Origin of the sequence: Trichlorobacter sp., assembly GCF_034008105.1 — a bacterium.
Taxonomy (GTDB): Bacteria; Desulfobacterota; Desulfuromonadia; order Geobacterales; family Pseudopelobacteraceae; genus Trichlorobacter.
In genome coordinates this window covers 94,376-114,172 of the sequence record NZ_JAVEPN010000007.1, presented here as the reverse complement: position 1 = coordinate 114,172, position 19,797 = coordinate 94,376, and the positions used below count along the sequence as shown (strand labels likewise).

Genomic DNA, 19,797 nt, shown 5'->3' with positions numbered 1-19,797 from the left:
GGTCAAAGCAGCGGTACGATCTTCTCCAGGGCCTTGCCCAGGGCCTGGCCGGCCTTGGCGCTGCCGGCCGCCAGTCGCAGGAATTGGGCCAGCAACAGTGGTCTGCGCGCCAGCAGCCACACTACCCGTCCGATTGCCACCTGCCCATTGGCGTCACAGATCTCCTCCAGCGAGAACTTCAATTCCTCCGAGGCATCGTCGCTGACCGTTCGTAGGCCGATGAAGGGGATGCCGGTGCCATTGGCCGCCAGGGCCACCGCTGCGCTCTCCATCTCCAGTACCGGATGGGCCATATCCTCCGGCAGGCGTGCCGCAATGGCCGCCTTGCCGGTGATGCCGCGGGTGGTGATGAAGCTGCCCTGCCAAGCCCGCAGACCAAAGCGCTGCAGCTCTGCAGCCAGGCGTGCCGCTGCCTGTTCGCTGCCCGGCAGCAGCAGCTCCTGCACCCGCTCTTGGTCGGCAGTCAACAGTCGGCTGCAGAGCACCAGGTCGCCGGTGGCCGGTCCGGGCCGCACTGCGCCGCAGTAGCCGGCCGAGATCAGCAGGGTCGGCTTACAGGCCGTGATCAGCGTCTTGCTCGCCCTGGCGGCGGCGCTGGTCCCCATGCCGCCCTCGATCAGGCACAGCTCGCGGCCGGCCAGGACGCCACGGTACAGCAGCAAACCACCTTGCTGTTCACGGGTTGTCTGACGCATGGCTTTCAATACTGCCGCCCGCTCTTCCGGCAGGGCGGTGACGATTCCGATCATGGCGTTCCTCCCGGCGTGGACTGTACCTCAGATTTTGTCGCCGGCAAAAGGGCAATAAAATTCTGGACAAAAACAGAAAAATATACTAAATAGCAAGACCCTTCTGCGGAGAGGTGTCCGAGCGGCTGAAGGAGCACGATTGGAAATCGTGTGTACGCTAATCCCGTACCGAGGGTTCAAATCCCTCCCTCTCCGCCATAATTTTGTTCTCATTCGAAAGGTCACGTGCAGCGCGTGGCCTTTTTTTGTAGCATCTTTGCCGAACCAGGAGGTCTGTCAATGGGCCCTGCCGTGTTCCTACGACTGTTGCCGATCGTCTTTATGGCAGCCCTGCTGGCCGGTTGCCTCTCCAAGGCGCTGCCGCCGGTGACCGTGCAGCTGCCCAACCGTACCATCGACTACCAGCGCGAGGTCAAACCGCTGCTGGATAAACGCTGCACGGTCTGTCACTCCTGCTACAACTCCCCCTGCCAGCTGAAGCTGGATTCCTTTGAAGGGGTCGACCGCGGTGCCTCCAAACAGGCGGTCTACAACGGCACCCGCCTGCACAGCATGGAGCCGAGCCGCCTGTTTGTGGATGCCCAATCAACAGAGCAGTGGCGCGGAAAAGGCTTTACCAGTGTCACCAGCAGCACCGTCTCCGGCGATCTGAACGACTCGCTGATGATCCAGCTCTTGGCCCACAAGCAGAAAAATCCTAAAAGCCGCGGCGAGTACCGGCCCGAGGCCGAGGATCTGACCTGCGCCAAGGACCAGGACGAGCTGGGCAGCTACCTGGAAAAGCATCCCAACAACGGCATGCCGTTCGGTTTCCCGCCGCTGAAAGACGACGAATTCAACCTGATCGCCGGCTGGCTGATACAGGGCGCCAGGGGCCCAGATGGGTCCCAGCAGACCGAGCTGGTCAGTCCCCAGCCGGCCGATGCCCGGGCCATCGTCCTATGGGAGAGCTTTCTCAATCAGGACGATCCCAAGCACGGCATGACCGCCCGCTACCTGTACGAGCACCTCTTTCTGGCTCACCTGACCTTCAACAGCGGCAGTAACGAGTTTTTCGAACTGGTTCGCTCCCGCACCGCACCGGGCCAGCCGATCGACCTGATCCCCACCGTGCGCCCCTATGACGACCCCGGCGTAGAGCGGGTCTACTACCGCTTCCGCAAGATCCACAGCACCATCGTCCACAAGACCCACATGGTCTTTGAGCTTGACGACGCCCAGTTAAGCCGTTTTCAGGAGCTGTTCATCGTGCCGGACTGGCTGCAAGAGCCGCACCTGGTGGGGTATGATCCCCATCTCAGCGCCAATCCGTTTCGGGCCTTCGAGCAGATTCCGCCCCGCTCCCGCTACCAGTTTCTGCTGGACAACGCCCACTACATCATCATGACCTTTATCCACGGGCCGGTCTGCAAGGGGCAGATCGCCCTGAACGTGATCGACGACCATTTCTGGGTCCTGTTCATGGACCCGGGCCACGATCTGGCGGTCAGTTACCCCGGTTTTTTACGGCTGCACAGCGACAAGCTGCGCATGCCGATCGAGCAGGGCAGCGACATGGGCATCTTCTCGGCGGTCGCCGACCGCTACAGCAAAGGGGCCCAGGCGTTTTACCGTGCCCGCCAGGATTACTATGCTGCCCACCATTACGCCGGTTTGGACTACGAGGCGATCTGGAAGGGCAACCGGCCTCAGGATGCACCGCTCTTGACGGTCTACCGCCACTTCGACAACGCCTCGGTGCACAAGGGAGCCCTGGGTAACCTGCCCAAGACGGTCTGGGTGATCGACTATCCACTCTTGGAGCGGATCTACTACGCCCTGGTGGCCGGTTTCGACGTCTACGGCAACGTGGCCCACCAGCTGTCGCTGCGGTTGTATATGGATCAGCTGCGCACCGAGGGGGAGAGCTATTTTCTCGATTTTTTGCCGCCGGAAAGGCGGCAGGAGATCATGCAGTCCTGGTATCTGGGGCTCGACCTGCAGAAGATCGGCTATCATCCCTCGGCACTTCCGGCCCGGATCAGGTTTGGCAGCAGCGACCCCAAGCGGGAATTTGTGGAAGAGCTGGTGGACCACCGCCTGCTGCCGGCCACCGGCATCGCCTTTGATCCGATCAATTACCTGCGGGCCGGGGCCCAGTATCCGCAGTTGCCGACCAGTTACCGCACTGCCGATGATTATCTGCGCGCACTGCGTGCCCTGGCCAAGCCGGGTATGCCTTTTGTACGCATGGTCAACGATTACAATGCCAATCTGGCCTACCTGCGGGTGCGTCTGCCGGACGGTACTGACCGGGTGGCCTCCTTGGTGGTCAACCGCTGGCATGACAACGTCGCCTTTTTACTGGGCGAGGATGGCCGTCTCGATCCAACCAAGGACGATGTCGATTTCATCCCGGGGCTGATCGGCTCCTATCCCAACTACTTTTTTGATGTGCGGGTGGATCAGCTGCCCGACTTCCTGAATCTGCTGGCCCACTTCAGCGGCTCTGCCAGGGATCGGGAACGGCTGGTGCGCTACGGCATCAATCGCGCCGACGACCGCTTCTGGGAGACCTACGACTGGTTCCAGCAGCGTTTTGACAAGGACGAGCCGGTACGGGGCGGCCTGTTGGACCTGAACCGGTATTACCACCAGGCCAACTGACAGGCAGCGACTGGTTCGGCGCCGGCTCCATCAACAGCTTTTGACAAACGGCGGCCAGGTGTGCTATGCAGACTGCCTGCTTGATCATCACGATTGATTCGTCCAGGTTGTGGGCGGAGATGGTAGCCGGGCCCTGCGCAACGGCAGGCCGTGAACCCCGCCAGGTCCGGAAGGAAGCAACGGCAGCGGCTGTCGCCGTGTGCCGCGGGTCAACCCGGCTACCATCTCCGCCCACAACGCATCGTAGCTGTCCAAAGCCAGGAAGCCAGCCGTGTCTTACGTTGTCCTTGCCCGTAAATACCGTCCCCAGACCTTTGGTGAACTGACCGGCCAGGAGCATGTCAGCCGTACCCTGCAGAACGCCATCGAGACTGAGCGGGTGGCCCATGCCTTCCTATTCACCGGTGCCCGGGGGGTGGGCAAGACCAGCTCGGCCCGTATCCTGGCCAAGGCGCTCAACTGCGAACAGGGGCCGGCGGCCGAGCCCTGCAACGTCTGCCCGCTCTGCAAGGAGATCACCGACGGCAGCTCCACCGACGTGCTTGAGATCGACGGTGCCTCCAACACCGGCGTGGACGACGTGCGCGAGCTGCGGGACAACAGCCGCTACCTGCCGTCCCACAGCCGCTACAAGATCTACATCATCGACGAAGTGCACATGCTTTCCACCAACGCCTTCAACGCCCTGTTGAAGATCCTGGAGGAGCCGCCGCCCCACGTCAAATTCATCTTCGCCACCACCGAGCCCCACAAGCTGCCGATCACGATCCTCTCCCGCTGTCAACGGTTTGACTTCAAGCGGGTGCCCTTGGCCAAGATCGTGGCCCGGTTGCGCCACATCGCCCAGCAGGAGCAGATCACCATCTCCGACGCCGCTCTGTCCATGGTTGCCCGCAAGGGGGACGGCAGCATGCGCGATTCGCTGTCCTGCTTCGACCAGGTGCTGGCCTTCTGCGGCAATCAGGTGCTAGACGACGATGTGGCCACCCTGGTGGGGGTGGTGGACCGGCGCCTGTTGGCCGATATGTCGGCCGCCGTGCTGAACGGCGATACCCAGGCCGCCCTGGAAGGGGTGGGCCGGGTGGACAGCTTCGGCTACAACATCCGCCAGTTCACCCAGGAGCTGATCGCCCACTTCCGCGGCCTGCTGGTGATCCGCTCGGTGCCCAACCCGGCCGGTATCCTCGATCTGGCCGAGGCCGAACTGGACGAGCTGCGGCGTCAGGCTGAAGCCCATGATCCACAGGCCATCCAGCGTCGCCTGACCCTGCTGGTCAAGGCGGAAGCAGAGATGGCCCAGGCTAGTTTTCCTCGGCTGCTGCTGGAGATGGCGCTCTTGAAGATGGCCACCCTGCAGCCGGTGCTGCCGGTGCAGCAGCTGATCGAGCGGATCAAGGCCCTGGAGACCAGCGCTGCGGCCACACCGGAGCTGTGGCGCAACCCTGCGCAGCAGAGCGTACCTGTTGCCAGGCAACACCAGACGCCGGCGTCAGCCGGCCCTTCGACACCAACCGCTGCCGCCGCTGCCCCGGCCGGTCAGACCGCCGGCGGCGCCTGGGAGCGCTTCGTGGCCTTCTGTCTGGAGCGCAAACCGGCCGTGGGGGCGCTCTTGGAGTATGGTTCGCCGCTGCGTTGTTCTCCGGACCGGATCGAAGTCGGTTTTGACGAAGGCTCCTACTATCTGACCTGCCTGCAGGATAGCGAGACCCTGCAGTCGGTGCGTGAGCTGGCGGCCGAGTTCAACCATCAGCCCACGGTGGTAACCATCACCTCGGTGGCGGCTGGCGACGGGCAAGGTCCCCAGTCACTGGCTGAAAAAAAAAAGCATGACGACGAACAGCGGCTGAACACGGCCCGCCGCGAGGCGGCCGAACATCCGCTGCTGGTGGCTTCGCTTAAGGTGTTGGGCGGTGAGATCGTCGAGGTCAAGCCGTTGTAGGCAATCAAGACTAACTCTGTTTTACCATTACCAAACAGCATGGAGGTTATAGGCAGATGTCAAAAGGATTGGCAGGTATCATGAAGCAGGCCCAGATGATCCAGAGCAAGATGGCCAAACTGCAGGAGGAGGCCTCCCAGAAGACCGCCGAGGCCACTGCCGGCGGCGGCGCTGTGACCGTGGTGGTCAGCGGCAAGAACGAGATCAAGTCGCTGGTGATCAAGCCCGAGGCGGTGGATCCCAACGACGTGGAGATGCTGCAGGACCTGATCATGACCGCCGTCAACGAGGCGCTGAAAAAGGTGCATGCCGAACTGTCCGAGGAGATGTCCAAGATCACCGGCGGCATGAACATCCCGGGTCTTTTCTAACAGCTATGCTTTTACTCAGACTGTAATGAACCGCCTGATATCAGACAGAAACAAGCGGACGATGGGATTCCTGTCGTCCGCTTGTTTTTAACCACACTATAATTATAAAAAATTGTTTTACTTGGGTTTTTTCTATGCTACAACATGCACCTACACTGACGCGGCTGGTGGGCGAGCTGAAAAAATTGCCCGGCATCGGTGAACGGACCGCCTTCCGGCTGGCCTTTCACCTGCTCAAAAGCCCTCACAACATGACGTCGCTGGCCGAAGCGCTGCTCGCAGTACAAGAGCGGGTGCGGGCCTGTTCCGTCTGTTTTACGTTGACCGAGCAGGACCCCTGTCCTCTGTGCAGCGGCCAGCGCGACACCCGCACCATCTGCGTGGTGGAGACCTCCCAGGACCTGCTGGCCCTGGAGCGCAGCAACGCCTTTCAGGGGGCCTACCACGTGCTGCAGGGGGCCATCTCGCCTTTGCAGGGCATAAGCCCCGATTCCTTGCGGATTGCCGAACTGCTGGAGCGGGTGAAGCGTGGTGGGGTCGAAGAGGTGGTGATCGCCACCAACTTCACGGTGGAGGGTGAGACCACGGCACTGTACCTGGCCAGACAGCTCAAGCCGCTGGGGGTCAAGGTCACCCGGCTGGCCCACGGTATCCCGCTGGGCAGCGATATCGAATTCGTGGACCCGGCCACCGTGCAATGGGCCCTTAAAGGCAGAAGCGAGCTTTGAACATCCGGTCGTTCGGACATCTTTAGGTACCACAATCAACAGGAGGAGCAGCATGAGCAAGAAGATGGTGACCATTGACGGCAACACCGCCGCAGCTCACGTGGCCCACGCCACCAACGAAGTCATTGCCATTTACCCGATCACCCCATCCTCGGTGATGGGCGAGATCTCCGACGCCAAGAGCGCCGTGGGCGAGAAGAACATCTGGGGCAACGTCCCCTCGGTGGTCGAGATGCAGTCCGAGGGCGGCGCCGCCGGTGCCGTGCACGGCGCCCTGCAGGCCGGCGCGCTGACCACCACCTTCACCGCCTCCCAGGGCCTGCTGCTGATGATCCCCAACATGTTCAAGATCGCCGGCGAGCTGACCTCTACCGTGTTCCACGTCTCGGCCCGCGCCATTGCCGCCCAGGCGTTGTCGATCTTCGGCGACCACTCCGACGTGATGTCCTGCCGCTCCACCGGCTGGGCCTTCTTGTGCTCCAACAACGTGCAGGAGGTGATGGACTTCGCCCTGATCGCCCAGTCCTCCACCCTGCGTGCCCGAGTGCCGTTCCTGCACTACTTCGACGGCTTCCGTACCTCCCACGAGATCCAGAAGGTGGTGGAGCTGTCCTTCGACGAGATGGCCGCCATGCTGGACGACAAGCTGATCGCCGAGCACAAGGCCCGGGGCTTGAACCCGGACAAGCCGGTCATGCGCGGTACCGCCCAGAACCCGGACGTCTACTTCCAGGGCCGTGAGACCGTCAACCCCTACTACCCGGCCTGCGAGAAGATCGTGCAGGAAGAGATGGACAAGTTCGGCAAACTGACCGGCCGCAAGTACAAGCTGGTGGACTATGTCGGCGCCAAGGATGCCGAGCGGGTGGTGGTGGTGATGGGTTCCGGTGCCGACGTGGTGCAGGATACCGTTGAGAACCTGGTCAAAAAGGGTGAGAAGGTCGGCGTGGTCAAGATCCGCCTCTATCGTCCCTTCCCGAAAGACGCCTTCCTGAAGGCGCTGCCCAAGACCGTCAAGAAGATCGCCGTGCTGGACCGCACCAAGGAGCCCGGCTCCCTGGGCGAGCCGATCTACCTGGATGTGCGCACCGCCATCGGCGAAGGGATGGCCGAAGGCAAGTTCAAGTTCAACGGCTATCCGGTGATCGTCGGCGGCCGCTACGGTCTGGGCTCCAAGGAGTTCAACCCGGCCATGGCCAAGGCCGTGCTGGATAACCTGAAAAGCGCCAAGCCGAAGAACAAGTTCGTGGTCGGCATCGAGGAAGATGTGACCAACAGCAGCCTAAAAGTTGACTACAACTACAAGAACCCGATGGAAGGGGTCTATCAGGCCATGTTCTACGGTCTGGGTTCCGACGGCACCGTGGGCGCCAACAAGAACTCGATCAAGATCATCGGCGAGGAGACCAACAACAACGCCCAGGCCTACTTCGTGTACGACTCCAAGAAGGCCGGTTCCATGACCACCTCCCACCTGCGCTTCGGCAAGAAGTACATCCGCGCCCCATACCTGGTGCAGGAGGCCGACTTCGTGGCCTGCCACAACTTCTCCTTCCTGGAGAAGTACGACATGCTGGCCAAGGCCAAGAAGGGCGCCACCTTCCTGTTGAACGCCCCCTTTGGCCCCAACGAGGTCTGGGACCAGATGCCCAAAGAGGTGCAGCAGCAGATCATTGACAAAAAGCTCAAGTTATACGTGATCGACGGCGTACACCTGGGCAACGAGATCGGCCTCGGCCCCCGCATCAACGTCATCATGCAGACCGCCTTCTTCAAGATCTCCAATATCATCCCGATCAAGGACGCCGTGGCCTCCATCAAGGGTGCCATCAAGAAGTCCTACGGCAAGGCCGGCGAGAAGGTGCTGGAGATGAACTACAAGGCGGTGGATGCGGGCCTGAACAACTTCTACGAAGTCAAGGTGCCCACCAAGGCCAGCAGCAAGATCAAGATGGCGGCCGCGGTCTCGGCTAAGGCCCCCACGTTCGTCAAAGACGTGACCGGCGTGATTGTGGCCGGTCTGGGCGACCAGCTGCCGGTGTCGCTCATGCCGCCTGACGGTACCTTCCCCACCGCCACCTCGCAGTACGAGAAGCGCAACATCGCCACCGAGATCCCGGTCTGGGACGAGAAGCTCTGCATCCAGTGCGGCATCTGCTCCTTTGTCTGCCCCCACGCCGCTGTACGGATGAAGGCCTATGACGCCAAGGAGCTCAAAGGCGCACCCAAGGCGTTCAAATCGATTGATTGCAAGATCAAGGGCCAGGAAGGCAAGAAGCTGACCGTGCAGGTGGCGCCGGAAGACTGTACCGGTTGCGGCGCCTGCGCCCACAACTGCCCGGCCAAGGACAAGACCAACGCCAACCACAAGGCGCTGGACATGGCCTTCCAGCCGCCGTTGCGCGCCCAGGAGGCCGAGAACTTCGAGTTTTTCCTCAAACTGCCCGATGTGGATGCGACCCAGGTCAAGCTGGATACCCTCAACAACAACCAGCTGGTCCGTCCGCTGTTCGAGTTCTCCGGCGCCTGCGCCGGCTGCGGCGAGACCCCCTATCTGAAACTGCTGTCCCAGTTGTTCGGCGACCGGATGATGATTGCCAACGCCACCGGCTGCTCCTCGATCTACGGCGGCAACCTGCCCACCACCCCCTGGGCCCAGCGGGCCGACGGCCGTGGCCCGGCTTGGTCAAACTCGCTGTTCGAGGACAACGCCGAGTTCGGCTACGGCATGCGTCTGACCGTGGATCAGTTCACCAAGTCGGCCCTGGAGTACGTGGCCGAACTGGCCGCCGACAAGGCCTTTGCCGCCTCTGCCAAGCTGTTTAAGGAGATCGCCTCCGCTGACCAGTCCAGCCAGGCCGGTATCGAGGCCCAGCGTGGTCGGGTCGAGAAGTTGAAGGCCGCCCTGAAGGGCAGCAAGAACAAGGTTGCCAAACTGTTGTTGCCGATCGCCGATTACCTGGTCAAGAAGTCGGTCTGGTGTATCGGTGGCGACGGCTGGGCCTACGACATCGGTTTCGGCGGTCTGGATCACGTCATCGCCTCCGGCAAGAACATCAACCTGCTGGTGCTGGATACCGAGGTCTACTCCAACACTGGTGGCCAGGCATCCAAGGCGACGCCGATCGGTGCAGTGGCCCAGTTTGCCGCCGCCGGCAAGCCGGTGGGCAAGAAGGACCTGGGTATGATCGCCATGTCCTACGGCACAGTCTACGTGGCCACCGTGGCCCTTTCAAATCCGTCCCAGTGCGTCAAGGCCATGCTGGAGGCCGAGGCCTTTGACGGTCCTTCGATCGTCATCGCCTACTCGCACTGTATCGCCCACGGCATCAACATGACCGAAGGGGTTGATGCCCAGAAGAAGGCTGTCCAATCCGGCTACTGGCCGTTGTACCGCTACAACCCGGCCCTGGCTGCCGAGTGCAAGAACCCGCTGCAGCTGGACAGCAAGGCTGCAACCATCAGCTTCGAAGAGTACACCAACAACGAGAACCGTTATCGGATGCTCAAGAAGGCCAACCCGAAAGGTGCAGAAGCCATGATGAAGCAGGCCGGTGAGTGGGCCAAGGCTCACTTCGCCTACTATCAGAAGCTGGCCAGCTTAAGCTTCGAGGACACCTGCGAGAAGAAGTAGTTTCCCGTTTGTAAATGATGGTACAATCCGGCCCCGCAGAGAAATCTGCGGGGCTTTTTTATCGCGAAAGGGGTAAACCTCAGTGAACGACCACCTCGCCAGGGCCATGGCGGCCAAGGGTAAACTGCGGGCCGTGGCCTGCGTCACCACCAGCGTGGTTAACGACATCTGTTTTCTGCAGGGCTGTTCGCCGGTGGTTTCAGTAGCGCTGGGCCGGGCTGTGTCCGGTGCAGCGCTTTTGGGCAGCACCCTCAAGCAGGGCCAGCGGCTGGCGATCAAGTTTGAGGGCAACGGCCCGATGCAGAAGCTTATCGCCGAGGTTGATTGGGACGGCGCCCTGCGGGCGACCGTGGCCGTTCCCGATGCCGTTGCCGAGAGTGTGCCCGACGCGCTGGGCCGGGCCGGCTTCCTGACCGTCACCAAAGACCTGGGTTTGAAAGAACCCTACAGTGGCATGGTGCAGCTCTACACCAGCGAGATCGCCCAAGACCTGGCCTACTACCTGACCGACTCGGATCAGATCCCGTCGGCGGTCGGCCTGGGAGTCAGCCTGGCGCCGGACGGTCAGGTGGCCGTAGCTGGTGGCTTCCTGATCCAGTCGCTGCCTCCCTCCGACGAGTCTGCGGTGGAGCAGGTCATGACTCGCATTGAACAGCTGCCTCCGCTGACGACCCTGTTAGCAGGGGGCACAAGCCCCACTGCACTGCTGGAGCTGCTGTTGGAGGGGTTGGAGTACAACCTGTTGGAGTCCACCGATCTCTCCTTCCGCTGCGGCTGCTCGCTCGACAAGGTGGAGCGGGCGCTACTGTCGCTGGGCAAGGAGGAGCTTGAGCGTCTGATGGCCGAGCAGGGCAGCGCAGAGGTGACCTGCGAATTCTGTCGCAGGCAGTATCGACTGGATCGGGAGTTGCCGTCACTGCTGGAGCGGTTGCAGTAAGGGAGCTGAACGTCTAGCCGGGCCATTCGCTGTTGCTAGACAAGTTGATAAAAATATGCCATGACAGGCAACGAGTACACCGCACTATCTCCGAATCACAGGCCCTACCAGGGAGAAAACCTCATGGACTGTGATCGCCGGTGCCGCCGGAAACAGCGTCGCCATCCTTTTGAAAAGGGGAATGCGCATCAGTGACCCGGTTACCCGGTGTCCTAAGGCCCCCTTTCTTTATGAAAAGCGGCCTTTTTTTGTACTACAACCAAACAGGAGGGATGAACCATGCTGATCGTACGTATGTTGATCGCGGTAGTGCTGCTGGTGATGTCGATAGGTGGTGGAGCGGTCTTCGCCGAGGCGGCAGGCTCCAAGTCCGTTATTCTGGCCACCACGACCAGCACCCAGGATTCGGGCCTGCTGGATCTGCTGATTCCGGTCTTTGAGAAGCAGACGGGCTACCAGGTCAAGACGATCTCGGTCGGTTCTGGCCAGGCGATGAAGATGGGAGAACGGGGAGAGGCCGATGTGCTGCTGGTGCATTCCCCGGCTGCCGAACAGAAGTTCATGGCAGCTGGCTTTGGCGCCACCCGTCGTCTGGTGATGCACAATGATTTCGTGATTGTCGGTCCGGCCGCTGACCCGGCCAAGATCAAAGGTACCAGCGCCATCGAGGCCATCAGTCGTATCGCCCGCAGCGGTTCATTATTCGCTTCCCGCGGCGATAACTCAGGTACCCACGCCAAGGAGCTAGGCCTGTGGAAGGCAGCCGGCCTTAATCCAGAGGGGCAGCAGTGGTACCAACAGACCGGCCTGGGCATGGGCCAGACCCTGAGCGTGGCAGCAGAAAAGAAGGGCTACACCCTGACCGACCGGGCCACCTACCTGGCGCTTAGAAAGAACCTGGGCCTGGATATCCTGAGCGAGGGTGACGGCAAACTGCTCAACATCTACCATGTGCTGGAGCTGAACAGCGTCAAATGGCCCAAGGTAAACCGTGCCGGCGGCAAGGCCTTTGCCGATTTCATGGTCTCGAAACAAGCGCAGCAGCTGATCGGCAGCTTCGGTGTCAGCAGGTACGGTTCAGCACTGTTTTTTCCGGATGCAGGCAAAACGCCTGAATCATTGGGGCTCTGATGGAACTGATTGTTGAGGGTGTACGTCAGGCGCTGGCATTGGTGCTGGCCCTGGACAGCGAAGTGTTGTCGATCACCCTGCTTTCACTCAAGGTCTCCTGTAGCGCAACCCTGATCAGTCTGGCGCTTGGCTTGCCGACCGGCACGCTTTTGGCGCTGTCTGATTTTCCGGGGCGGCGGCTGATCATTAGCATGGTCAATACCGGTATGGGCTTGCCACCCGTGGTGGTGGGCCTGTTCATTACCATCTTCCTCTGGCGCAATGGCCCGATCGGCTTCCTGGAGATCCTCTATACGCCAGCGGCCATGGTGCTGGCCCAGGCCGTGATTGCCACGCCGATTGTCACCGGCATCACCATCGCCTCGATTCAAAACCTGCCTGCCAATCTGAAACTGCAGATTCTGGCCTTGGGCGCCACCCGTCGGCAGATGGTCTGGTTATTGGTCCGTGAGGCGCGGCTGCCGCTGCTGGCAGCGGTGATGGCCGGTTTCGGCGGGGTGATCTCCGAGGTGGGGGCCTCAATGATGGTGGGGGGTAACATCAAGGGGCAGACGCGGGTGCTGACCACCGCAACGGTGATGGAGACCGGCAAGGGCAACTTTGAGGTGGCGATCGCCCTGTCGTTGGTCCTGCTGGGGCTGGCCTTCGGGGTCAATTATCTGCTGACCGTGATCCAGCAACGGGAGCGTCCGCGATGACCGGCAACGTACCATTACTGGAGATGCGGAACCTGGCTGTCAGGCGCGGAGGCAGCGAGGTGCTGCAGATGCCGTCCTTCGTGCTGCATGAAAACAAGACCGTGGCCTTGATCGGTCCCAATGGCTCAGGCAAGACCAGCCTGCTGCTGGCCCTCGCCCGGCTGCTGGACAGCGTGAGCGGTGAGCTGTGCTACCGTGGTGTGCCGGTGCCTGAAGGCCGGGCTGCAGTTGAGTATCGCAGAAAGCTGGCTATGGTCTTTCAGGAACCGCTGCTGTTCGATCTGACGGTGGAGGACAATGTGGCCGCAGGGCTTAAACTGCGTGGTATGGCAAAGGCGGAGTTGCAGCAACGGGTCGCTGCCAGTATGGAACGTTTCAAGATCGCCCATCTGGCCAAGCGATCGGCCCGCAAACTGTCGGGCGGCGAGGGGCAACGCACCAGTCTGGCACGGGCCTTTGCTGCCCAGCCGGAGGTGATCCTGTTGGACGAGCCGTTTTCCTCGCTGGACCCCTTGGCGCGCAAGACGTTGATTGAGGATTTTGGTGTGAGCCTGCATGCGGCCAGCGGTGCGGCGGTCATTGCCAGCCATGACCGGGAAGAGGTGTACCGGCTTGCTGATTGGGTGCTTGTGCTGGAAGAGGGTAGGGTCATCCAGGCCGGCAGTCCGGATGAGATAGCCCGGCAGCCCGCCAATCCCTATGTTGCGGCGTTTTTTGGCCTGTAATGGTCAACCAATCGGGGTGATGATCCCCTCGGGTCGGCTGTAGACCTTGAACGATCCTCCCCTGACATAGCCCACCAGGGTGATGCCGGCCTGCTGACAGATGGTGGCCGCCATGTCGGTGGGGGAGGTGCGTGACGCCAGCAGTCGAACCCCCAGCTGTGCTGCCTTGGCAGCCATCTCTGACGATATGCGCCCCGAGGTCAGCAGCAGCTTGCCGCTCAGGTCGATACCTCGCAGCAGAGCCTCACCGGCGATCCGGTCGACGGTGTTATGACGCCCGATATCTTCGCAATGCAGCAGCAGCCCCTGCTCGTCACCGGCGGCGGCCGAGTGGATACCGCCGTGGGTACTGTACCGATCGGTCAGCTGGTTCAGCTGATCCATCAAGCTGAAGATGGTTGCCGCCTCAGTTGGCTGGCCAGCCGGGCAGATCATGCCGGTCGGCGCCTCGGGCAGGGTAAAGGTGATGCCGGTGCCGCAGCCGGAAGTCAGCACCGGCCTGAGCTGGTCTGGCAGCTCACCCTTGATGCGCACATTGGCGACACCGAAATCGTCACAGATCGCCAACAGGTCGAAATCGGCGATTGATTGCACGAATCCCTGCAGCCGCAGGAATCCAACCACCAGTTGGCGCAGGTCATGGGGCGAGGAGACCAGTGTGGCGATCTGGCGGCCATTCACCTGCAACAACAGCGCAAACTCCTGCACTGTTTCGCCCTGTTCCAGGGTCAGCTTGCCGTTTTGGTAACGGTGGATGACCGGTTTCCTATTTTCCACGTTCAAATCCTTCGCGCGACGCCATCAGATCGAGGTGCATGGTCAGGGCGTCACTCACCTCCAAGGGCACAGCGGCGTCACCCTTGCGTGAGTCGCGGGTCTTTATGTAGCGGCTGCAGCCCTTGCAGGTGTCGACTCGCACCGGGCCGTCATCAACGGTGAAGTAGGAGAGCTTGTCCGGCTCTTCGCAGCCGCAGTAGGGGCATTGTAGACGGCTGAACGGCCACTTGAAACTACAGGCTGAACAGGCGAGGTAACGTTTGCCTTCGTCACCGGCCAATTCGGCCATACCTGCCCGCGAACCGCAGATCGGGCAGAATCCTTCCTGCCAGCCGTCAACATCGCCCGCTCCGAATGGTTTTGCGAATAGTTCCAGCATGGTGCGCAGCGGTATCTCGCACAGAAATTCGATCAGCGGCGACGGCACTTCCAGCCTGGCAGCAGCTTCGTCCAGCGGTGGCCGTTGTCGCTCCAGGATGGCCCTGAACAGCGGAGCAGGGTCAAGCTGGTCAGCGGCCAGCGCGGCGGCCAGCTTGTCCATGCCATCCACAGGTTCACGGCTGTTGGCCTTGATCACCGCTACCAGGCCGGCCAGGAACTGGCGCGCCTGCTGGCGGTCCACCTGCAGTTCCGTAGGCGACAGCAGCGGCAAGCCCGACTGGTTACGCTCTTTGGGGGAGGCGGCCACAGTGGCCGTGATGCCGGTTTCCAGCTCACGGCCTTGCAGATACTCCTGAATGGCAATGAAAAAAGGAATGATCTCCGCATATTCTGGCGCTGTGGTGAGCGCTGCGCGCAGGGCTGCCAGCTTTGCCTCGGTTGTGTTCATCAGTGTCCCTATCCCTGTGGTTATCTGGGTGTGTTAATGAAAACCCCCTCCCTGTGCGGGGAGGGGGTCGCTTCGGTCTGATCCTGGCATTAGCGCATCAGCGGTTCTTCTCGAAGTTTTCCTTGTACCAGCGGGCGTGGTGATGCTTGGCCCAGGTCCTGGTGACGTTACCCCACAGCATGGATTCCAGTGTGCCGGGGTTGCCGACCGAACCCAGATAGACGTGCACGACGGTGAACATCAGGGCGCAGACAAACATCAGGCCATGCAGCATCAGCGACAGTTGCACAACGATACGCGGAAAGAAGGTCGGGAACCAGATAAAAATGCCGGTAATGCCCAGAATGACAGTGGCAACGGCGATGCTGAGCGCAAACAGTTTCTGGCCTGGGTTGAACTTGCCCATGTTGAACTGGCAGTCCTCCTTGGTCAGGTAGCAGCCCTTCTTCCTGATCCAGCTCCAGTCGTTCTCGGTGAGGGTCGTGATCTCGGTCCGGTTGTGGAAAAACATCATCAATGAGGTGACAAAAAAGATCAGTGCGGCCAGCTTGTGAACCATAATGGCATTCTGGCCGCCGCCGAACAGGTTGAAGTAGCCGTTGAACATCTGGGAGAAAAGCCCCAGTCCTGAGAGTACCAGGGTGAAAAAGGACAGGGCGACCACCCAGTGCAGTACCCGTTCCTTGGTGGTAAACCGTTCGATCCGGTTCTTATTCATGGTGGTCCTCCTCCCTGCGGGTCTGCTCTTCCTCAAGCTGCTTGGGGCCGATGGTGACATAGTGCAGCAGCACTGCACCGATACTGCCCCAGAACCCGAGAATCCCCAGCGGCTTGATAACATCCTTCCAGAGGAAGATCGAGAATGGAATGCTTGGCTTGTTCGGCAGACCGTACTGGTCCGGCGGCCCTTCCAGGGCGTAGACCACCCCCAGGCCGTTCAGATCGTTCTCGCCGTAGAGAGTTTTGTTGGCAGCCTTGGCCGAGGCGATCAGCGTGTCGCGGTTGCCGAACTTGAGCGCCTCGGTGGGGCAGGCCTTGGCACAGGCCGGCGTCAGGCCGTTTGAAACCCGGTCGATGCAGAGGTGACACTTGGATACCTTGTCATCCTCGTCATAGCGCGGGATGTTGAACGGGCAGGCCGAGACGCAGTACTTGCAGGAGATACACTTCTCCTTGTTAAAGACCACGATCCCGTCTTTGGTTCTGGTCAGCGCGCCGGGAGAGGGGCAGACCTTCATGCAGCCGGCCTCGCCGCAGTGCATGCAGCGTTCGTTGAAAAACTGCCAGCTCATGCCGCCGTCGCTGGTTGCGCTCTCTACAAAATGGATCCGGTTATAGAGGGCCGGGGTCAGGTCGCGGGGATTTTCAAAGGTCCCCTTGTTGGTGGTCTTGTCCGGTTGCAGCTTGTTCCACTGCTTGCAGGCCACCTGGCAGGAGCGGCAGCCGATACAGCGTGCGGTATCAACCAGAAAGCCTTTGCGTTTATCGGCATTGAATGGTGTCGGTGTCGTCGCCATGGCTTACCCCTTTCTCTTGATGCCGACCATGAAGGCCTTGGTTTCAGGAATCATGGTGTTGGCATCCCCGACGGTGGGGGTCAGCAGGTTGACCGAATCCCCCACATTGGGGGTGTGCCAGCCGTAGCAATAGGGCATACCGACCTCGTGGACCACCTGGTCGCCAATCGTGAACGGTTTAAAGCGTTGGGTCACCATGGCCACCGCCTCAACCGATCCCCGGATTGAGGAAACCTCAACCATGTCGCCGCTCTTGATCCCCTTTTCCTTGGCCAACTCCGGGCTGAGCTCAACGAACAGGCGCGGCTGCAGCTCCAACAGCCAGGGGGTGTTACGGGTCATGACCCCGGTTTGCCAATGTTCAGTCACCCGGTAGGTGCTGGCCACATAGGGGAAACGGGGGTCGCAGGAAGCCACCATGTCTTCTTTGACATCGGTGTCCTTGAACAGCTTGATGGTTGGGTTGTTGATCTGCTTTGACAGCAGGTTTTCAGCCAGTGGACACTCCAGCGGTTCGTAATGCTCCGGGAACGGCCCTTCCTTCATGCCGGCGCCGAAGATGGCAGCCACGCCGTCGGCCCGCATGATAAACGGTTTCTTGCCGTCCTTCTGGTTGGACATCGGTGGCCAGGGGCCGTCCGGCACATCCCCCACCCAGGCACCCAGGGCGCCGGTGGGTTGCACCGCCGCCGGGTTCCAGTAGACCACCGCCTTTTTCTGGTTGAACGGTTTGCCGTCCACCGTGCAGGAGGCCCGATTGTAGAGGATGCGACGGTTGACCGGCCAGCACCAAGACCATTCCGGGAACATCCCCAGGCCGGTGGGGTCTTTCTTGCCCCGACGGGCCATCATGTTGCCCTTCTCGTTGTAGCTCTGGCTGTAAATCCAGTTGCCGCAGGAGGTGCTGCCATCAGCCTGCAGCAGGGCAAAGCCGCCGGCCAGCTCACCTTTCTTGCCGATCAGCTTGAGTGGCGTCTTCTGGTCCGGCACATCCTCCAGGAAGGAGCCGTTGATCTCCTTGGCCACCAGGTGCGGATCAACGGAGTGGATGCTGCCGTCGGCATGCTTGAAGCCGTAGTTCCAGGTAAGATTCAGCAACTGCTCGGGCAGGGCCCCGCCCTCTTTGGTGTAGAGGGATTTCAGTTTCTGGTAGAGCTCGTGAATGATCTCGGCGTCCGGTTTGCTCGAGCCGAGCGGTTTGACTGCGGCATAGCGCCACTGGGCCCAGCGGCCTGAGTTGGAGATGCTGCCCTCCTTTTCAAAGGAGGCGGCCGCCGGCAGCAGAAAGACCTCGGTCTTGACATCAGCCGGATTCATGCCGGGCCCCTTCCAGAAGGAGGCGGTCTCGTTGTCGAAGATATTGACCGTCACCATCCAGTCCAGCTTGGCCAGGGCGTTGCGCACCTTGTTGGAGTTGGTGCCCGAGCAGGCCGGGTTTTGTCCCCAGGCAAAGAAGCCCTTGAATTTGCCCTTGATCATGTTGTCGAAGATCATCAGCCAGGAGCAGTTCATGCCCGGATCCAGCTTGGGCAGCCAGGCATAGCCGTAGTCGTTCTCCTTGGTGGCCTTGGCGCCGTAGATCGCCTTCAGGTAGCTGGCGATATATTTGGGCCGGTTCTGCCACCAGTTGGCGCTCTGGGGGTCCTTGCTCTTGGGGGTGTACTTCTCGTTGTAGGCGGCCAGATCCTTCAGGTCGGCCGACGGGACCGGCAGGTACCCAGGCAGGATATGGAACAGCAGCCCGTGGTCGGTGGAACCCTGCACGTTTGATTCGCCGCGCAGCGCGTTCACGCCGCCGCCGGCCACTCCCATGTTGCCCAGCAGCAGCTGGATGATCGACATGGTGCGGATGTTCTGGGTGCCCACGGTGTGCTGGGTCCAGCCCATGGCGTACATGGAGGTACCGGCCTTGTCCGGCGCTCCGGTGGAGGCGTACAGCTTGTAGATCTCCAGCAGTTTTTCCTTGGGGGTGCCGGTGATGCGTGACACCAGCTCCGGGGTGTAGCGGGAGTAATGCTTCTTCAGCAGTTGGAAGACGCAGTTGGGGTCCTGCAGGGTCATATCCTTCCTGACGCTGTCATCGGCGCCTTTCTGGAACGACCAGGCCTTGGGATCGTAGCTGCGCTTCTGGGGGTCATAGCCGGAGAACAGGCCGGCCAGCTCGCCCGGCATCTTGAAATCGCCGTTCACCAGGTAGCTGGCGTTGGTGTACTGCGTGACGTACTCCTCGAAGTAGGCCTTGTTCTGGATGATGTAGTTGATCATCCCGCCCAGGAAGGCGATGTCGGTCCCGGAGCGCAGGGCGGCGTACAGGTCGGACTTTGCCGCGCTGCGGGTAAAGCGTGGGTCGACGCAGATCACCTTGGCCCCGGCATCCTTGGCCTTCATGATCCAGCGGAAGGAGAGCGGGTGGTTCTCGGCTGGGTTGGCACCCATGATCAGGATTACATCGGCATTCTTCAGGTCAATCCAGTGGTTCGTCATTGCACCGCGTCCAAACGACTCTGCCAGAGCCGCTACCGTTGCGCTGTGTCAAATGCGGGCCTGGTGTTCGATATACACCAGACCTAACCCCCTGAGGAATTTTTGATACAGGTAGCACTCTTCATTGTCCAGCGCGGCACTGCCGATGGAGGCGATCCCCATGGTGCGATTGACCACGGCCTCGACCTGCTGGTTATTAACCTTGATGCTGCTGGTGGGTACGAAGGAGGTGTCGCGGGTTTTTTTAACCTTTTTGGCGATCTCGTCGAGGGCCCAGTCCCACGAAACCTCTTGCCATTCGCTGGTGCCGGGGGCACGGTAGAGTGGCTTGGTCAGGCGGGCCTTGTTGTCGCGCAGCTGGTAGACCGAGGAGCCTTTGGGGCAGAGTGCCCCTTCATTGATCGGGTGATCCGGATCACCCTCGACGTTGATGATTTCGCCCCGCTGGGTATGCACGATCATGCCGCAGCCGACCGCGCAGTAGGGGCAGATGGTGGTGGTTTCCTTGGCGTAGCGAATCTGCAGATCCGCTGCCCTGGCCTCTACCGGCGCCAGGCTGAAGCCGAACGTCGCCGCAGCCAGACTGGTGCCGGAGAGCTTGAAAAAGTCTCGCCTCGATACCGTCATCTGGT

Annotated in this window: 15 protein-coding genes, 1 tRNA gene, 1 other RNA gene and 1 riboswitch; of the genes, 11 read left to right on the top strand and 6 right to left on the bottom strand. The window is 61.0% G+C overall.

Features of this window, described 5'->3' with window-relative positions:
• Nucleotides 1–2: 2 nt before the first annotated feature.
• A complete protein-coding gene (locus tag RBQ93_RS06005; protein ID WP_320371151.1) occupies nucleotides 3–749 on the bottom strand; it encodes a nucleoside phosphorylase in 747 nt (248 codons plus the stop codon).
• Between the two features lie 107 nt (nucleotides 750–856).
• Between RBQ93_RS06005 and RBQ93_RS06000 the strand changes: the two genes are divergently transcribed.
• From RBQ93_RS06000 to RBQ93_RS05950, 11 genes are all read left to right on the top strand, one after another.
• Nucleotides 857–947: transfer RNA gene (locus tag RBQ93_RS06000), tRNA-Ser, on the top strand.
• Nucleotides 948–1,028: 81 nt separating this feature from the next.
• Entirely contained in the window at nucleotides 1,029–3,395 is a 2,367-nt protein-coding gene (locus RBQ93_RS05995; RefSeq protein WP_320371150.1) for a fatty acid cis/trans isomerase, read from the top strand.
• A gap of 124 nt (nucleotides 3,396–3,519) precedes the next feature.
• Nucleotides 3,520–3,618: signal recognition particle sRNA small type (gene ffs, locus RBQ93_RS05990), an RNA gene on the top strand.
• A gap of 48 nt (nucleotides 3,619–3,666) precedes the next feature.
• Nucleotides 3,667–5,334, top strand: a complete 1,668-nt coding sequence (gene dnaX, locus RBQ93_RS05985) for a DNA polymerase III subunit gamma/tau (protein WP_320371149.1) — start codon at nucleotides 3,667–3,669, stop codon at nucleotides 5,332–5,334.
• A 56-nt stretch (nucleotides 5,335–5,390) separates the two neighbouring features.
• A complete protein-coding gene (locus RBQ93_RS05980) occupies nucleotides 5,391–5,705 on the top strand; it encodes a YbaB/EbfC family nucleoid-associated protein (RefSeq protein WP_320371148.1) in 315 nt (104 codons plus the stop codon).
• 134 nt (nucleotides 5,706–5,839) lie between these two features.
• Complete coding sequence (recR, locus tag RBQ93_RS05975; protein ID WP_320371147.1) at nucleotides 5,840–6,433, top strand: recombination mediator RecR; 594 nt, start codon at nucleotides 5,840–5,842, stop codon at nucleotides 6,431–6,433.
• A 52-nt stretch (nucleotides 6,434–6,485) separates the two neighbouring features.
• Entirely contained in the window at nucleotides 6,486–10,067 is a 3,582-nt protein-coding gene (nifJ, locus tag RBQ93_RS05970) for a pyruvate:ferredoxin (flavodoxin) oxidoreductase (protein ID WP_320371146.1), read from the top strand.
• Nucleotides 10,068–10,149: 82 nt separating this feature from the next.
• Nucleotides 10,150–11,004, top strand: a complete 855-nt coding sequence (gene hslO, locus RBQ93_RS05965; protein WP_320371145.1) for an Hsp33 family molecular chaperone HslO — start codon at nucleotides 10,150–10,152, stop codon at nucleotides 11,002–11,004.
• 76 nt (nucleotides 11,005–11,080) lie between these two features.
• Nucleotides 11,081–11,200: riboswitch (molybdenum cofactor riboswitch) on the top strand.
• A 125-nt stretch (nucleotides 11,201–11,325) separates the two neighbouring features.
• The gene (locus RBQ93_RS05960; protein ID WP_413818361.1) at nucleotides 11,326–12,135 is read left to right on the top strand and encodes a substrate-binding domain-containing protein; all 810 of its coding nucleotides are present in this window, start codon (nucleotides 11,326–11,328) and stop codon (nucleotides 12,133–12,135) included.
• A complete protein-coding gene (locus RBQ93_RS05955; protein ID WP_320371142.1) occupies nucleotides 12,135–12,833 on the top strand; it encodes an ABC transporter permease in 699 nt (232 codons plus the stop codon). The genes RBQ93_RS05960 and RBQ93_RS05955 overlap by 1 nt, the downstream gene beginning before the upstream one ends.
• Complete coding sequence (locus RBQ93_RS05950; protein WP_320371140.1) at nucleotides 12,830–13,558, top strand: energy-coupling factor ABC transporter ATP-binding protein; 729 nt, start codon at nucleotides 12,830–12,832, stop codon at nucleotides 13,556–13,558. The genes RBQ93_RS05955 and RBQ93_RS05950 overlap by 4 nt, the downstream gene beginning before the upstream one ends.
• Nucleotides 13,559–13,561: 3 nt before the next feature.
• Here RBQ93_RS05950 and fdhD read toward each other — a convergent pair whose 3' ends face one another.
• From fdhD to fdnG, 5 genes are all read right to left on the bottom strand, one after another.
• On the bottom strand, nucleotides 13,562–14,335 hold the full coding sequence (gene fdhD / locus RBQ93_RS05945; protein WP_320371139.1) for a formate dehydrogenase accessory sulfurtransferase FdhD: 774 nt from the start codon (nucleotides 14,333–14,335) through the stop codon (nucleotides 13,562–13,564).
• Nucleotides 14,325–15,164: a formate dehydrogenase accessory protein FdhE gene (locus RBQ93_RS05940; protein WP_320371138.1), complete on the bottom strand. Its 840-nt coding sequence runs from the start codon at nucleotides 15,162–15,164 to the stop codon at nucleotides 14,325–14,327. The genes fdhD and RBQ93_RS05940 overlap by 11 nt, the downstream gene beginning before the upstream one ends.
• 97 nt (nucleotides 15,165–15,261) lie before the next feature.
• A complete protein-coding gene (locus RBQ93_RS05935) occupies nucleotides 15,262–15,882 on the bottom strand; it encodes a formate dehydrogenase subunit gamma (RefSeq protein ID WP_320371137.1) in 621 nt (206 codons plus the stop codon).
• On the bottom strand, nucleotides 15,875–16,681 hold the full coding sequence (locus tag RBQ93_RS05930; RefSeq protein ID WP_320371136.1) for a 4Fe-4S dicluster domain-containing protein: 807 nt from the start codon (nucleotides 16,679–16,681) through the stop codon (nucleotides 15,875–15,877). Before RBQ93_RS05930 ends, RBQ93_RS05935 begins: the two co-directional genes overlap by 8 nt.
• Nucleotides 16,682–16,684: 3 nt before the next feature.
• Nucleotides 16,685–19,792, bottom strand: a complete 3,108-nt coding sequence (fdnG, locus tag RBQ93_RS05925; protein ID WP_320371135.1) for a formate dehydrogenase-N subunit alpha — start codon at nucleotides 19,790–19,792, stop codon at nucleotides 16,685–16,687.
• Nucleotides 19,793–19,797 lie beyond the last annotated feature (5 nt).